This window comes from Vibrio sp. T13N (assembly GCF_032970445.1).
In the GTDB taxonomy this organism is placed as follows: domain Bacteria; phylum Pseudomonadota; class Gammaproteobacteria; order Enterobacterales; family Vibrionaceae; genus Vibrio; species Vibrio diabolicus.
The window spans coordinates 60,025-76,072 of the sequence record NZ_JAWJYE010000013.1; the positions used below are offsets into that span (position 1 = coordinate 60,025).

The 16,048-nt window shown below is 46.6% G+C and carries 12 protein-coding genes; 3 read left to right on the plus strand and 9 right to left on the minus strand.

Going from position 1 to position 16,048, the window contains the following annotated elements; genetic code table 11:
• Positions 1 to 241: 241 nt before the first annotated feature.
• Both R2S67_RS18675 and R2S67_RS18680 read left to right on the plus strand, forming a co-directional pair.
• Positions 242 to 2,476 carry a hypothetical protein gene (locus tag R2S67_RS18675; RefSeq protein ID WP_317346597.1) on the plus strand — a complete coding sequence of 745 codons (2,235 nt, stop codon included), beginning with the start codon at positions 242 to 244 and terminating at the stop codon, positions 2,474 to 2,476.
• A 141-nt stretch (positions 2,477 to 2,617) separates the two neighbouring features.
• Positions 2,618 to 3,613, plus strand: coding sequence for an ABC transporter substrate-binding protein (locus R2S67_RS18680; RefSeq protein ID WP_005390942.1), 996 nt, complete (start codon positions 2,618 to 2,620; stop codon positions 3,611 to 3,613).
• An 82-nt stretch (positions 3,614 to 3,695) separates the two neighbouring features.
• Here the strand turns inward: R2S67_RS18680 and R2S67_RS18685 are convergent, their stop codons facing one another.
• The 7 genes from R2S67_RS18685 to R2S67_RS18715 form a co-directional block, all read right to left on the minus strand.
• Positions 3,696 to 4,073: a nuclear transport factor 2 family protein gene (locus R2S67_RS18685; protein WP_005390944.1), complete on the minus strand. Its 378-nt coding sequence runs from the start codon at positions 4,071 to 4,073 to the stop codon at positions 3,696 to 3,698.
• Between the two features lie 144 nt (positions 4,074 to 4,217).
• Positions 4,218 to 4,949 carry a DUF3726 domain-containing protein gene (locus R2S67_RS18690; RefSeq protein ID WP_301580099.1) on the minus strand — a complete coding sequence of 244 codons (732 nt, stop codon included), beginning with the start codon at positions 4,947 to 4,949 and terminating at the stop codon, positions 4,218 to 4,220.
• The gene (locus tag R2S67_RS18695) at positions 4,946 to 6,682 is read right to left on the minus strand and encodes a hypothetical protein (protein WP_258687246.1); all 1,737 of its coding nucleotides are present in this window, start codon (positions 6,680 to 6,682) and stop codon (positions 4,946 to 4,948) included. Before R2S67_RS18695 ends, R2S67_RS18690 begins: the two co-directional genes overlap by 4 nt.
• 101 nt (positions 6,683 to 6,783) lie before the next feature.
• Positions 6,784 to 8,385 (minus strand): BCCT family transporter, encoded by a 1,602-nt coding sequence (locus R2S67_RS18700; RefSeq protein WP_317346599.1) that lies wholly within the window; start codon positions 8,383 to 8,385, stop codon positions 6,784 to 6,786.
• 109 nt (positions 8,386 to 8,494) lie between these two features.
• Positions 8,495 to 9,484, minus strand: a complete 990-nt coding sequence (locus R2S67_RS18705; protein WP_317346600.1) for a membrane dipeptidase — start codon at positions 9,482 to 9,484, stop codon at positions 8,495 to 8,497.
• A gap of 69 nt (positions 9,485 to 9,553) precedes the next feature.
• Positions 9,554 to 11,014, minus strand: a complete 1,461-nt coding sequence (locus tag R2S67_RS18710) for an aldehyde dehydrogenase family protein (RefSeq protein WP_237284292.1) — start codon at positions 11,012 to 11,014, stop codon at positions 9,554 to 9,556.
• A 72-nt stretch (positions 11,015 to 11,086) separates the two neighbouring features.
• Entirely contained in the window at positions 11,087 to 11,485 is a 399-nt protein-coding gene (locus R2S67_RS18715) for a RidA family protein (protein ID WP_005375789.1), read from the minus strand.
• A 155-nt stretch (positions 11,486 to 11,640) separates the two neighbouring features.
• Here R2S67_RS18715 and R2S67_RS18720 point away from each other — a divergent pair, with 155 nt between their 5' ends.
• Complete coding sequence (locus R2S67_RS18720; RefSeq protein WP_104973784.1) at positions 11,641 to 12,531, plus strand: LysR family transcriptional regulator; 891 nt, start codon at positions 11,641 to 11,643, stop codon at positions 12,529 to 12,531.
• Between the two features lie 105 nt (positions 12,532 to 12,636).
• Here R2S67_RS18720 and R2S67_RS18725 read toward each other — a convergent pair whose 3' ends face one another.
• Together R2S67_RS18725 and R2S67_RS18730 are read right to left on the minus strand one after the other, a co-directional pair.
• Complete coding sequence (locus R2S67_RS18725) at positions 12,637 to 14,022, minus strand: FAD-binding oxidoreductase (RefSeq protein ID WP_085343642.1); 1,386 nt, start codon at positions 14,020 to 14,022, stop codon at positions 12,637 to 12,639.
• Between the two features lie 527 nt (positions 14,023 to 14,549).
• The gene (locus R2S67_RS18730) at positions 14,550 to 15,653 is read right to left on the minus strand and encodes an NADH:flavin oxidoreductase (protein WP_317346604.1); all 1,104 of its coding nucleotides are present in this window, start codon (positions 15,651 to 15,653) and stop codon (positions 14,550 to 14,552) included.
• Positions 15,654 to 16,048: the final 395 nt, after the last annotated feature.

The window sequence follows — 16,048 nt, forward strand, 5'->3', positions numbered from 1 at the left end:
ACGACCGAAACAAGGTTAAAATGGTGGTTACTTTTGTGCTGACGTGTAGAGGAAGTTTTGAGTCGATGAGGATGATCTATTCCAAGTACACCCGCTCATTTTTGCACAGCATCCCCCTGTTAGTTTTCCTGTAAAGTCCTCAATCGGCGGGGTACTGATTACGACTTCGCGAATGGACTATAATTTCTCTTTGTACTCTGACTCTTAATTTGAGTCATCTAAGTATTAATGGGATAACTCCATGTTGAAGTCGCATTGTTTTTCTCTCGTTACACTCGCTTCTCTGAGCTTGCTTTCTATACCCGGCGTTTGGAGTAGAACAGCAATCGTGTTACCTGGATTGCATGAACAGGGTATTGATCTTCAAGATAAGCCTATCTCTGCTGCCGCTGCACTTGAATGGGAGTTGGATAATGCCGATATCGTGTTTGGAGCTTACGAAAATAAGAGTGATAACGAGCGTGTAAAAGCGCTTGGTTACATGTACAACCAAAAGCTGGAACTTAACTCAGGTTGGCTGGAAAACGATATACGTAACCAAGCAGAACTGAATGGAGTTGACTACGAAGATTTCTTTCTCCACTTTTCTGAAGACACTATCATCGCAGAGGTTGACTCAAGCCATGGCGAGAATACTCTGCTCAATCGAAAACCGATGATTGTTGGTTATACGGCTAGTGCTGACCACGCCGGTTTTTGGCTATATCAACCACCGCCATGGGATGCTGATGTATTCGGTCAGGCGAATAATGGTGGTGCCCTCTATGTTTATCACTCAGAGAAGTTCGACCGCTTAACCCTTACGTTTTCCCAGTTTGCTCAAGGTGGCAACTTCATAATTGAATACCCTTCTGCCATCGATTCATTCGGTCTGGTAACAGAATGGAAAAACTTCTCAATTAAAAAAGACAAGACTGAGAGCATGACTAAAAACCAAACGGTAAACTGGTCTGTTCCTTCGGATTGGGTTCGCGCTACGACACACGATGGTAGCGGACAAACCTATGGTGGCGGTCAGTATTTTGGGTCCACTTTTTTACGCGACGGCGGCCGCCTTTACGTTGCGAAAATTACTTGGCATGACGACAACATAGAAAACCGCCCACGCCTCGAAAACATTCAACTCAAAGATAGCTTCCCTGTCGCCAATGTCTCAGGAGCACCAACGGAGACACCTGAAGGTCAAACCATTCAACGCTGGCGCAAAATTCGTGGCTTCGACAAATCTGCGGACCTAAACCAAGACAATTATCTTTCTTGGAATGAATACAAAAACCGTTCGAATAAGAATGCAACGGCACGATTTCGTTGGGAGTCACGCGTTATTCCATTTGGTCGCATGTGGAATCAAACCTCTTCTTGGGCATTGACTAATCTCGGCAATCCCGATTTTGCCAATACAATGCGCCACTATTATCAAGCTGAATGGGCGAAACAAGGTTTAAACGGTGCGTACAACGATGATACGAATAAGTTACTCGGAGAAAATCAGTTCTACGTTTATTCTGGTGGTACGGTGGATGAGCTTGGTTTGGTGGCGGGAAGCCAAGCCGCTGATGATGCATACAAAGCGCAATTCTCGGCGTTCTTAAACAAATTGGCGACGCTGGATGCGGATGCGTTAATTGGCCTCAACATAGGCACGGCCAACTTATTCGGTCGTAACGGCCAAAACCACTTGGTTGATGCTGGCTCCTTGTACTTGCGCGAGCACTACCTTTTCCCTTCCACTGGCTTTAGTGGCTATGCTGGCTTGGCTAAGTTTTGGGATAACTCTGCTCTCGCCAAAGTTGGCCAGAACGTGATTTATCAAGCAACAACGCGTTATGGTCGCGTCCAATACTTTGGTAACACAGAAAACAGTTGGAAGCAGGACCAATATTCTGCACTAGCGGTGTTCTACTTAAACTATCACCCTGAGCGCAGTTACTTTAGTCAGTGGAATAATGGTTACGTATATGGAAGCAATAACACCACCGTTAACAACTTCTGGAAGGCAGGCGTACCAAAGAATATTGCTTATCAACCTAGCACCTTGCTTGCCATCGATTTAGGTACGCCTGCCAATCAAATCCCAGATGGGTATCAGGCGACTCCGCTAATGATGTCCACCAGCACGCCCTATTCCGCCGATTACACGATGATTGGAGATGCTTCTATGAGCAAAGTGGCTCATCCTGACTTGCCTAATGGCGCTATCGATTTGTTACCAACCCATACGTACTTTGCGTATCGCTCAGAAGATACGGTAGTGATGCATGGCCCTACGGAGATGGTGTTAGCTCGCGAATTTACTAAAGGCCGAGTGCTGTATCGGACTGATTTCTTTGGCAAGAATATCGATTATTTCTCCTCACCGAAGATAACTATCGCACTTCCAGAACCTATGCGACCTGTAGATCAAGACGGTAACATCGGCGATTATGTTTCTCACATTGAGATCGGCGGCTACGAAGGGGTGTTCTTGCTGTATTAACTCCCTTTCAACCACTCTCACTAAACGCTTCATAAATCGCCGTTTTTATGCTTAACGTCACTGAAAAAACCTTGTTCACTGAATCTTTATAAACCGATGTATATACTGAAGTAAATGACAACGACAAGGAAATTCAGTCACATGAAGACGACACCTTCAATGCTCTCTGTTCTGCTGCTATCAGCATTATCAACTCATGCAAATGCAGATGAATGTGGAAAAATAACCATCGCGGATATGAATTGGAATTCGGCCAGCTTAATGGCGCACATCGACCAATTTGTCTTAAATGAAGGCTACCAGTGCGATGCGGAATTGATCCCTGGTGATAGCGTTCCTACGGGCACCTCTATGATTGAAAAGGGACAACCTGACGTTGCGCCAGAGTTATGGACAAACGGTATTAAAGAAGCGCTTGATAAAGGCATTGCTGATAAACGCTTGCGCATCGCTGGTGAGTCGCTTGTCAATGGTGGTGAAGAAGGTTTTTGGGTTCCCGCCTATCTGGTAAAACAGTATCCAGAGCTCGCGACGATAGAAGGCGTCATTAAACACGCCAAGCTGTTTGAACACCCTGAGGATGATGACAAGTTCGCCTTTTATAGCTGCCCTGCTGGTTGGACATGCCAAATCACCTCCGGTCACTTGTTTAATGCATTAGGGTTAAGTGAGCACGGCTTTGAGATGGTTGACCCAGGCTCTGGCGCAGCATTAGCTGGCACCATCGCCAAAGCCTATGATCGCAAAATGCCTTGGTTTGGTTACTACTGGTCACCAACACCCGTATTGGGCAAGTATGATATGGTCAAAGTGGATTTTGGTAGCGGAACAGATTTGGAAGAGTATCGCAACTGTACCACCCAGCCTGATTGTACTTCTCCCAAAGTAACAATGTACCCACCTTCTCCAGTTCGCACAGTAACAACTGAGGCATTTGCGAACAAAGAACCCCAAGCATTCGCGTACTTGCAGAAACGCGGATTTACCAACGAGCAAATGAGTGAAATGCTGGCCTGGATGGAAGATAACTACGCAGATGGTGAAGAAGCGATGTTTTACTTCTTTAATACCTACCCTGACTTATGGAAAGGTTGGGTATCTGAAGACGTAGCGATGAAGATCGAAAAAGCGCTCTAGTGATTGACGTCTAACTCGTACCAAATAATTTAGCCTCCCATACCGTTTGAATAAATAGTATTGGAGGCTAATCAACGATTCGTTAATACATGGTGTGACCATTCAATGTTTCTTTAGGAATCTCTTGCAGAGCGTCCCAATGTTCGACGATTTTCCCATTATGATCAAAACGAAAGAAATCCATCGTCACGTATTCAATATCATTAGGCCATGTTTGGTGAGTGTGTAGTGCCACCAAATTCCCTTCAGCAATGGCTCGCACAAACGTAATGTCTTTATTTGGATACTCGTTTTGCATCCGCTCAAAATACTCGATAAAAGCCTCGGGGCCGTTTCCAACTAATGGATTGTGCTGGATGTACTCATCGCCAACGTAGTCTTCAACCGCCTTTCTTGGATTACCTCGATAGGCGGTTTCGTAAAACGCAATGGCATTTCTTTTGTTCTCTTGCAGGTCCATTTTTCTTCCCTATGTCGCTCTACTTGGTATTTAACGATAATCATAGCCTTAGAACCTAAGAAGTGACCGAACATCGCGCACAAAAAAGGCCGCTAAACCGCAGCCTTCATCACTTGAAACTTGGAATCACTGTCCCTTCAGAGCTTAAACCACACCACCAGCGCCCTGCATGGAACGCTCACTGTTCTCCACCAGCAACGCGGTTGCGGTTTGTTTCAGTGTTTCCCACTCTTGGTCTTCGACAAAAATACCATTTTGCCAAGAGGCTTGTTGCGTGTTGCTTAACTCATCGCCTTCAATGTGAATGGTGTATCCTTGTGCGCTTTTCTCGATATCGAAATCGTTCACAGAGAGTTCGATAACCATACTATGCAAATCCGTATCATGCCCATCAAACTGATCCGAGAAAAAGACTTCTGGCGCGATTCGTCCACGATTTAACACATAAAGCGTTCGTTTTGGACTAGAGCCATTGACCCATTGTGCACGGCACGCAATGCCTTTTGCAGAGAGCTTCAACAACTCACTAAAACCTAGCCAACGGTTATGGCACTGTTTCAACGTGATAGTAATCGACTTACTGTTGATCATTTTCTCAAGTGCGAAATCCAACACGGCGGGTAAGTGGCACGCCACACTGCCATTGTGCAAATCCATCTCGATACTCGATGGCGTGCTGTTGGTCACCGATACGGCGCAGTCCGAATCTAACCCAAGAAACAGGCTGGCGTTATTAAAGTGACGCACCCCGTGCAAGCCAGCCATTTGCAAGTCCGCCACCATGTTCGCAATGACATCCGCCTCACCACAGTGACGGCGCATGCCAAGAAATGCCTTATTAACCGCGGCCACCAATTCGTTGTGAGAGACGATCATAATGCAAATCCTCCGTTGATTTTTTGATTGTCACTTTGTGCGATTTCTTCTCGTTCCGGCATGCTCGGGAAAATCCATGTGTCCGCCAGTTTAGGATCGTGAATTTCATCTAACAGCGGCGCACCTTGGAAGAAAGTTACTCGAACCCAACGATCCGAGCGAGGATCAAACTTAGTCGCACCAAAGATCGCCAACTTACAGCGCAATAAGTGCATTGGTAACGCATCTTTACGCAGCACGTTCATTTGAATATCACCCATTGCTCGGTTGCCTAACGTCCATACGCGACGTGTGATCGAACGGTAAGTTGGATTTTGCAACAGAAACTCTGCTACGGACATTTCTTCATCACAACCAAGCAAGGCGTGGTACAAGCGATTCACTTGTCTGCCGATATCAAGCGGCAGCTCTTTTTCTTCTCCTGCTTCCTCCCCACGAACACCAAGCCTTGGCTCTTCTTTGTCTTGCGAGCGATACCAGAACCAGTAGTTGTTCTCGGCTAGTGAGTAATCCGCATCAATCGCCCAGCGGTATTTGCTTTGCAACACTTCCAGTAAATCTTGGATCTTTTTCCCGCCCGGAATAGATAACGTTTCATCCGTATTCATTTGGCTAGCAAATTCATCCACTAAAGATGGGTAGAGTTCGATCAAGCAAGAGGTGAGGATTTCTTGGGCTTCCACACTCATTGTTTTCTTATGCTCGACCAAACTCGCCCAGTTCGGATGTAATGCCATTAACGTTGTTAGCTCCGATAGCAGTTGTTTGATGTCTGCTGTCGCTTGATGATTGAGCCTGTCTTGATGTTCATTGATGGTGATGACTTGCTCTAAATGACGCTGCGCTTTTTGTAGTAATCCTTGCAAAGGAGCATGGAATGAAGCTTCACACGGCATCGCAAAGACTCGCGCTACTGCACGCTCGCGAGAGGTCATCCATTGGTCAACGATGCACGGGTGATTAATCAAGTATGGAGCCATGCCTAAGCCAGTAGCATTTCCGACACCAAGGTAGCGCTGCAAGCCACGGTGCAATGCCACCGCGTTGTCGTGACCTTGCTGAAGTGCTAGGTAGTGCACCCAATCCAAGCTGAATTCACGCAACATATATACTGCGCACATTTGCGCACTAAAAGACTGGCTGAAATCTGAGTTGTTCTCTAGCAGTTTGAAATCGGCGATGCCAAACTTGCCGTTCCCATAAACAGCTGTGGTACGCAGGATATAACCCACTTCCGCCAGCTCTTTTGGCTCGGGCTGCTTGCCTTGAGAAAGGGCGCTAACAATGTGTTCAAACACACGCACGCTTTTGTTTGCGCGAGCCAGAACAAGCACGTTATTCGGATTGCGTCCCGCTTCTTGCAGCGGTACATTTGCTCGCAATCTTTCCAACAAAGTAACATCAACATCGCCTTGAACCAGTGCGAATGTGACGTCCCACTTTTCAGCAATGACGCGGTCATTACGCTCGTCATCAGCAATTTCATCACAGAACACCACCAAATGATAAACGTGCTCTGGCGTGGTCAACTTGTAAATAACGTGACCATAACCACGCGGACAAAGTTGCCACTCATGCTTGGTTACTTGCCAGTTTTGGCTTGCCATATTACGAATCAGACTACGAACAAAGCTGATTCGGTTTTGGTGCATTGCGCCAAGCCTTTCGGCTGCCATGACAATCGCTGCATCGCGCATAGTTGCTTCCGTATAAGTAGAACGATGTGCATCCATTTTGCTCACCACCTATTTGTTATTGTAAGAATACTAGGGTTTGTGCGGATGCAGGAGGAAAACACCCGCACAAGCTCCACGTTGTTTGAATTAGATAATTGTTATAGCCCTTGCTCTTTCGCCATTTTGATTGCGATTTGCGGTGCATTCCAAAGTGACGGCAACAGAATCAGAGAAACCGGAACCGCGGTAATCACAATGAAAGATTGCAGTGCAGAGATGCCGCCAGAGCCAAGCGAAATCAGGATCAGAGCTGTCACACCCATCATTACGCCCCAGAAGGTACGGATGATCGCATTCGGCTCCGTTTCACCACTGATCACGACACTGATTGTGTAGGTCATTGAGTCGCCCGTCGTGACGATGAAGATCGTGGTTAAAACCAGAAATAGAATTGAAGTCAGCATTGGCATTGGTAGTTGCTGAGTCACCGCAAGCAAAGCACCTGGCAAGTTAAAGCCTTCAAACGCCGCACTCACACTACCCGGCTCAGCAATTTCAAACGCAAGGCCAGAGCCGCCTACAATCGTGAACCAAAAACAGGTGGTGAGCGGAGCCACAATACTGATGGTTGAAATAACTTGGCGGATAGTGCGACCTCGGGAAATACGCGCAATAAAGATCGCCATCATCGGACCGTAACCAAGGAACCAGCCCCAGAAAAATACTGTCCACCAGCTTAGCCAACCTTCGTCACCGCGATAGGTCGCCATTGGGATAAAGTTATCCAGCATGCTCCCTACACCTTGAATGTATCCGTTAAAGATAAAATTCGTAGGGCCAAAAAACAGGATGTAAACCATCAATGCCATTGCCAGAATCACGTTGTAACGACTAAGCAGTTGCATGCCTCGGCTTAATCCACTGAGTGCTGACAAGGTGTAAAGCGCAATCGCAAACAAAATGATGATAAGCTGAGTCGTAAAGCCATCAGGAATATCAAACAGCGCATTTAACGCGTAGCTAACCTGCAAGCCCAGAAACCCAATGGGACCGATAGTGCCCGCGGCTACCGCGATAATGCAGCACGCGTCAATCAATGCACCGAGTTGGCCTTTAAGCGCTCGTTCGCCCAAGACTAGGTAAAGCAAAATACGGGGTTTTAGTGGCAAACCTTTGTCGTAATGCAGGTGCATCACCACGATAGAAGTTAAGCTACCGACAATCGCCCAAGCCAAAAAGCCCCAGTGCATAAAGGATTGCGACAACGCATTCACCGCACCTTGCTGCGGGTTATCTTGCGCGCCGTATAGAGGAGGTGGGCTAACATAATGCGCGATAGGCTCAGCCGCAGCCCAGAAAACGCCACCACCAGCCAATAAGGTACAGAAAATAATCGCCATCCAGCGGAAAGAATCCATTTCTGGTTTCGCAATCCCGCCCAACATCACCTTGCCTGTTCGCCCTGCAGCCAAGCCAAGACCAATAAGAAAAGTGAGAAGCAGCAGTAACTGCCAGTAAGGACCAAACACCTGAACTGCCCAGCCAAAGCCGGCGTTAACGATCGTAGATAACAACTCGCCGTCATAAAGTGCAATAGCAACGAACAACGCGATAAAACCACCGCTATACCAAAAGGCCGGGTTATTCAGTCCTAATTTGTCCGTCGTGTTTTCTGTTGTTGATGTGTTGTGTGTTGCTTTTGACTTGCCCGATGACACGCTCATCGTGGAAGCTTTCATGCTATTGGTTAAATCAGACATACTCTGGCTCCAGAGGTTCTTTGCAGCTGCCAAAGACTGGCTACAAATGTGAGTTTTACGCCTGCCGTATTGTTGTTATGTAGGCAGGCGGTTCCTAATTTTGGGAGTACTATGAAATAGGCTCTAATCCTTCTTTGAGGAAGTTGAACCAGTTTTCACCCAATATTTTTCCTGCCTCAGATTCACTAAATCCGTGACGCATTAATCCGTTGTAGATGTTCTCCATCCCTGCACTGCCGCAGAACCATGGCAGCGCATCTGGCCATCCCGAGTTACTTGCTGAACCTTCGCCGTAATCCATCGCTTTTGACCAACGACCGTTGCGCATCCACTCCAACACTTGTTGCGGCTGGTTTAAGCACAAATCGCTACCGATACCTAAATGGTCAACGCCAAACATGTCTGCGGTTTTCGCAACCATCTGGCAGAAATCATCCAGCGTGCACTGGCTGCCATTTGGCAAATGGAACGGATATAAACTGAATCCAATCAAACCGCCGCGCTCCGTCAGTGCTTTGATCACGGTGTTGGACTTGTTACGCAGTGCGTCATGCGCAAATGTCGGGTTAGCATGGCTGATACAAATTGGACGCGAAGAGAGCTCGATAGCTTCCAACGTTGAACGCTCCGCGCTGTGGGACATATCAATGATCATCCCGACTCGGTTCATCTCTTCAATCGCTTGCTTACCAAAGCGAGTTACGCCGGAATCGTTTTGTTCGTAACAACCTGTCGCCAGTAAGCTTTGGTTGTTGTAGGTCAGTTGCATGATCAGCAGACCTTGGCGGCGCATCACTTCAATCAGGCCAATTTCATCATCAATTGGTGAGCAATTTTGCGCGCCGAAGAAGATGCCGACTTTGCCTTCTGCTTTGGCTTTTTCTACATCTGCCATTGAATAAATAGGCATGATGAGGTCCGCATTTTGCTCGAAGCGCAAGTTCCACTCAGCAAAACGCGTTAAGGTTTCGCGCGCAGTTTCGTGGTAGACGATGGTGGCATGAACGGCGGTAATGCCACTCGCCTTGAGTGTTTGGAAGTACTCTCGCTCCCAATTGCAGTACTGCAATCCGTCAATCACAATCCGTTGTTGGTACATAACCACTCCTTAAACAATTTCTTAGCCTTTCAGTGCGGGTAGCTGACACCACCAGCTACCCTGCTGTTCTTAGTAAGGGCGCTGATAAGCGGTTTTCACCACGGTGTAGAACTCTTTGGCGTACTGACCTTGCTCACGAGGACCAAAGCTAGATTCTTTACGGCCACCAAATGGGACGTGATAATCTGTACCCGCAGTTGGCAAGTTCACCATGACGCAGCCCGTTTGGACTTGCTGTTTGAAGATCGCGCTATTGCGCAGGCTTTGCGTAATAATGCCGCCTGTCAGGCCAAAGCGCGTATCGTTCGCGACTGCAATTGCCTCATCCAGATCAGAAACGCGAATCACGCTTGCCATTGGTGCAAAGACTTCTTCTTGGTTCACTTCCCAGCTGTTTTGTGTGTTCAAGAACAGGGTTGGTGACATGTAGTACCCGTCATGCTCTAGGCTCAGACGCTCGCCACCAAAAGCCAGCTCTGCGCCCGCTTGGCGAGCGTTTTCAATCCACTCAAAGTTCGCATTCAGCTGGTTACCATCAACAACAGGGCCCATAAATACGCCCTCTTCTAGTGCGTGACCCACTTTAAGTTCGCTCATGCGTTTGATTAGCGCTTCAACATACGCGTCGTGAATTCCGTCCATAACCACAAGACGAGAAGACGCAGTACATTTTTGACCCGCACCCGAGAATGAGCCTGCGATTGTGGCTTCAACGGCAATTTGAATGTCTGCATCATCTGCCACTACGAGCGCGTTTTTACTGCCCATCTCTAGCTGACAACGCACAAAGTTTGGTGCCGTAGCCGCTGCAACTTTACGGCCAGTGTCCACAGAACCAGTGAAGCTAACGCCGTTCACGTCTTTCGAATTGATAAGGGTATTACCTACTTGCGAACCGCTACCCAAAACGAGGTTAAACGTGCCAGCAGGTAAACCTTGGCGATGGATAATCTCAGTCAGTGCAACGGCACTTGCTGGAGTTAGGTTGGCAGGCTTCCAGACGACACTGTTGCCAAACGCAAGTGCTGGCGCGATTTTCCAAGCCGCTGTTGCTGTTGGGAAGTTCCAAGGAGAGATAATGGCGATAACGCCGACTGCTTCGCGAGTAACTTCAACGGAGACACCTGGACGGACGGAAGCAGCGTTATCGCCAATTTGACGCAGTACCTCAGCAGCAAAATATTGGAAGAATTGGCCAGCACGGTAAATCTCACCTCGACCTTCAGCAAATGGCTTGCCTTCTTCACGCGAAAGCAAGGTGCCCAATTCGTCACATCGTGCAATGAGCTCATCACCAATCGCTTGCAGCACTGCTTGTTTACGCTCGATTGGTGTTTTTTCCCAATCTGGCTGCGCTGATTTAGCCGCTTGAATCGCTTGCTCTACTTGCGACACACTCGCTTGTGCGAAATCACCAATGTTTTCGCTGATATCAGAAGGGTTAATATTGGCGATGGTGTCCATGCCCGATTGCCATTCACCTGCTATATAGAGGGATTTTTCTGCTTGAACATTGTTAATAAAAGTCATGGTTCTTTCCTTGTTCTTCCGATTTGTGATGGCAAGCCACCCACTCACTGATCTCAATTATTCTTGTTGGATTTATTCTGGTTGGCTTGCCGACGCGTAGACGACAAACTCCACCAACATTTCTTCTCGTGCTAACCCTGCAACCACCATGGCGGCGCGATTTGGGTACGGCGCTTCAAAATATTCCGCGTACACTTGGTTAACGGTTTTTAAGTATTCTCTGTCGGTCACGTAAATCAGGACCTGCAATACAGAGTCCAAAGACTCCCCTGCACACTCCAGGGTGTGAATGAGATTGTTAAAGGTTTGACGTGTTTGTGCTTCGATGCCGCCTTCCACAACCGCACCTGTGTCATCAATAGGAATTTGAGCCGTATATAGGGTTCCGTTGTTGACTATCGCCCATTCAAGCGGCGCTTTAGAAGCAAATAGACTGGTTTTAACTGGGTGTTTTTTAGTAGGAGTATTCACGTGCCTTTCAACCTTTGTAACAGCTTTGTTTCAATATGGTTAAATGATGCACATTGACAGGCGATAAATCTAACGGTAAATTTTTTACATTTGATAAATAAAACTTATCACTTCATTGAGAATAACGTAAATAAAGGGATTAAGAGGCATTAGGGATGAGTATTAAGCTTCAACAATTAATGCATTTTGTGATGGTAGTCGAGGAAGGTGGGTTTCGAGCCGCTTCACATCGTGCAAATCGATCTCAGGCTGCGCTCTCCACGTCGATAAAAGAGCTAGAGAGAATGCTAGGACAAACGCTGTTTGAACCCGGCAACAAAACCAAATTAACGCCTTTTGGTGAGATTTGTTTGCCCAAGGTGGTTCAGTTTCTCAATATCTACAGTGCGCTGGACAACGATCTCAAAGCTGCCGCGGCCGGACAGCAAGGGAGAGTGCGAATTGCGAGCGTTCCTTCTGTTGCAGCGAAACTCATCCCGAGCGTGTTGGGTGCCTTTTGCGAGCAGTATCCAAATGTAGAAGTAAGCTTGATCGATGATAACGCGGCGGGCGTCGAGGCTCGCTTACTCTCCGGTGAAGTCGACTTGGCGCTCGGTAACCCCTCTCACCTTGATGAGGGCGGCATTGACTTTACGCCGCTGTTGTCCGACCCCATTGGCGTGGTGTGTTTAAAAGATAACCCTATTGCCAATCAAACAGAGGGAATCGAGTGGCAAACTTTGCTCGAACAGCCTTTTATTCGTAACGGCACCTGTACGCTTCTCGATCCAACCCCAGCCAGAGCGCTGAGTGAGCAAGCGCTCTATTCGGTCGAGAATATCACTTCGCTGTTTTCTGTCTTAGAACTTGGGATTGGTGTCACGACCCTACCGAAGCTTGCTTTCCCAACCAATGAAACACGCTTGGTTTGGATCCCGCTTATCGATCCACCCCTTGAAAGGCAAATTGGTATCTTTACGTTGACTGACCGCACGATCTCGCCTCAAGCAAAAGCGTTTCATGATTTGTGTGTACGTTATCTAAACTATCAAGATGAAGAGACGTAGTTCGAAGGTTTTAGCTAACAGTGGCTCCATTAGATTTTAGAGCCACTGTTATTTGATATTAAGTGACAGATCCGGTCATATGAAATGACGACGCTCTTATTGCACTTATTCTGGCTTGATATTCTGATTCATTCTGAACAAGTTATTTGGATCAAACTTCTTCTTCACTGCTTGTAAACGCGCAAAGGTGGGACCGTAGGCAGACTCTGTACGTTCAGCTTCGTCTTGTGTAAGGAAATTGATATACGCTCCGCCACTTGCATAGGGCTTAGTCTTGGCAAAAAATTCCCTTGCCCAGCTGATGCAAGCTTCATCATCTTCTGCTAAATCCCATCTTCCATGCACATTTAATACATAGTTTGCATCACGGCTAGAATAAGCCATAGACTCGGGCTCAGGTCTAGAGGCAGCGCAGCCAAGAGAGGCGATAAAAATCTCACACTGAGGCGATGGTAACTTACCTGCGTATTCTATCGCTGCATCAATCACACCTTCGCTTAGCGAGTTAAAATTGTGCGATTTCCAATAGTTACGTGCGCCCGGAGTAAGCAATGGATCAAACGCTTGCTGCCACGCCGCAAATGGCTGTACACCAACGTGCTCACCATGTGCATCACCAAACTCTCTCAACGGTGCAATTAACTTCTCACCTTCAGCCGGGTCACCCGCATAACATATCGCGAGTACAACTACTTCTTTACCGTGAACGCTTTCAGGTAAGAATGGGAGTGGCGGCGCTTTCCGACTCACCATCCAGACACTTAGGTCATCAGGGGCCGACTCAGTGAATTTCGCAAACTGGGTGATAATGGATTTCGCTTGCTCAAATGGAAAGACAATGAGACCACTTAACACCTCTGGACCGACAGGATGTAGCTGGAATTCAAAACGCGTAACGATACCAAAGTTACCGCCGCCCCCACGTAACGCCCAGAACAAATCGGCATTTTCTGTCTCATTCGCGAGCAGTTGACGACCATCTGCAGTTACGACATTTGCAGAGACCAAGTTGTCTATCGTCATACCATATTTTCGGCTCAACCAACCAAAACCACCACCAAGCGTTAACCCCGCAATTCCCGTGGTTGAATTAATGCCGACAGGCGTTGCTAATCCATATTTTTGTGTGGCCTCATCGACATCAGCCAACGTACAGCCAGGTTCAACGAAAGCCCTTCTTTCGCTTTCATCCACTTGAACATGATTCAAAAGCGACAAGTCGATCATCACACCATGATCGCAAACCGCATTGCCCGCAATATTATGCCCACCACCTCGGACCGAAAGTAGCTGATTGTTATCCCGAGCAAAGTTAACCGCCATCACGACATCATCGGCAGACTTGCAGCGAGCGATAACACCGGGACTGCGATCTATCATGCCATTCCAGATTTGACGAACTTCGTCGTACGTAGGATCTCCGGGCAAAACAACATCACCCTGAAATTGATTTTTGAAGTGTTCAATGGTTGCATTTTCTAGACTATTCATATTAGTTGCCTCTCACGTTTTACATGAGGCTTGCAAAGCACAATGCAACGACAAGCTAATACAAGTCCCTCACAATTAAACGTGACGTTTGAGTAGCTATTTTCAGCAAATAAACAAGGTCCCACAGTAACGATACCGTAGGGTCACAAATTCCCTTACTCTCTTGGGTTCGATAAAGCTGAAACACAGTTATAAAAATCAGATAGTTATCGCAATGATACCGCACCTCAAAGCACCTTCTGTATTCTTTACCCTGCGTGACACTCGCACCTAATTATTAATAAGTTCATTGTAAGTTTAGAATGCAATTTAGTTTCAGATATGAAACTTTGTCTTATAATTAATATTTTTAATAATTAATTATATTACCTTTATTTATCAATTAAATAGGATTATAAAAATATTTCGGACTGCGAATAGTGAATAGCCGTTAGAGGCAGTGATATTGAATTAAATTGAATAGCCTTCTTAGTGTTTTAGAAGACTATTGCACTATTTATCAGTGACATACCGTCACTTAAGGTGGGTTATTTACGACGATTTCGGTTCTTATACACTACGCAAAAGTTACCACGTTTGGTTCGGCATTTTGAGCAACGCTCGCAATCCACTGGCGCTCGATTACCCTCTTTCCAGCGCTTTATTAACTGAGGCTCAGCCAATAAAGGACGTGACACAGCGAAAAATTGGATATCTGTGTCTTCTGCAATTTTCTCAATCGCATCAATGTCACTCAATCCGCCGACAGTAATCACCGGTATGTTAACGTCCTGACTGATCACGTGCCCATATTCGTGAAAGTAACCTTCTTCTTGTAATGTATAACCATCGAATGTTTCACCAACAAGTTCGTTTGCTTTGCCGTGAATATTGCCAGACACGATGATCGCATCAACGCCCACTTCTTCGAGTGTCTTACAAACGACGCGAGTTTCATCGAACGTTAAACCGCCGTCAAAGAATTCTGTCGCGGTAAGCTTCACAAGGATTGGGAAAGTATTCCCAACCAGCTTTCTGGTTTCAGAAAAAATTTCTAAAAGGAAACGCATGCGATTTTCTAAGCCACCACCGTATTCGTCTTCGCGACGATTATAGTACGGGCTTAAAAACTGGTTAATTAAGTAAGTGTGTGCCGCATGTATCTCTACGCCGTCAAAACCAGCGTCTTGAGCACGTTTACTCGCCAATGCGAATGCCTTTACGATGTAGTCGATTTCGTCCGTAGTCATCACTTTGCCTTGCGTATTCGTGCCACGCTCAGGCACGTCACTCGGAGCGAAGATGACACGCTCACCGACGTTGTAGGTGGTTTTGGTTCCACCGTAAGCAATTTGCATTACGATTTTAGAATCGTGTTGATGTACTAGCTCTGTTAGCTTTTTGTATTCTTCAATAAAAGAGTCGTTGTAGATCCCCATCATCCCAGCGTTGGGTTTCTCTTCTTCCACGATATTGGCATAACCGGTAACAATTAGACCCACTTCACCTTTCGCCAACTCTTCGTAAATATCGTAAAGCTTATCCGTCATGTGGCCATCTTCAGTCGCCATGTTCTCCCACGTTGCGCTGCGCACAAAACGGTTCTTTAGGGTCATGTTGCCAATGCGGGCTTCGGAAAACAAAATGCTCAAAACCAGTCCTCTTAATGTTGTCTTTATGGTTCTATCTTTTCCCAAGTAACCAAGAACAAAAAAGGAACAGCGATACCCAACGTATGGCTGTTCCTTCTCTGAATCCGTGAGACCTGCAAACTACAGGCGCACCTTAATGCCTCGGAGACGACAAAACTTTAATCTGGGTTAAGGTTTAGTGAGTTTTTAGATTATGTAAAAGGATGATTCTTAATCGTGTTCATTTCACTGGAGTTAAGATGCTTCCTCACCCACTTTCAGTCGTAAAACTTTTGTATTTCGCTAGCTGGTGATTCAACTCAAACATTCACATTGTTAGTTTGTATGCTGCCATGGGAACTAGCACTCCCCCCCCCAAAAAAATGTTTACATTACAAACTATCGATATTGAATTT

Bases quoted from the DNA above. Each gene is read 5' to 3' on its own strand.
- R2S67_RS18675 (WP_317346597.1), top strand. From the start codon at position 242: ATGTTGAAGTCGCATTGTTTTTCTCTCGTTACACTCGCTTCTCTGAGC.
- R2S67_RS18680 (WP_005390942.1), top strand. From the start codon at position 2,618: ATGAAGACGACACCTTCAATGCTCTCTGTTCTGCTGCTATCAGCATTA.
- R2S67_RS18685 (WP_005390944.1), bottom strand. From the start codon at position 4,073: ATGGACCTGCAAGAGAACAAAAGAAATGCCATTGCGTTTTACGAAACC.
- R2S67_RS18690 (WP_301580099.1), bottom strand. From the start codon at position 4,949: ATGATCGTCTCTCACAACGAATTGGTGGCCGCGGTTAATAAGGCATTT.
- R2S67_RS18695 (WP_258687246.1), bottom strand. From the start codon at position 6,682: ATGGATGCACATCGTTCTACTTATACGGAAGCAACTATGCGCGATGCA.
- R2S67_RS18700 (WP_317346599.1), bottom strand. From the start codon at position 8,385: ATGTCTGATTTAACCAATAGCATGAAAGCTTCCACGATGAGCGTGTCA.
- R2S67_RS18705 (WP_317346600.1), bottom strand. From the start codon at position 9,484: ATGTACCAACAACGGATTGTGATTGACGGATTGCAGTACTGCAATTGG.
- R2S67_RS18710 (WP_237284292.1), bottom strand. From the start codon at position 11,014: ATGACTTTTATTAACAATGTTCAAGCAGAAAAATCCCTCTATATAGCA.
- R2S67_RS18720 (WP_104973784.1), top strand. From the start codon at position 11,641: ATGAGTATTAAGCTTCAACAATTAATGCATTTTGTGATGGTAGTCGAG.
- R2S67_RS18725 (WP_085343642.1), bottom strand. From the start codon at position 14,022: ATGAATAGTCTAGAAAATGCAACCATTGAACACTTCAAAAATCAATTT.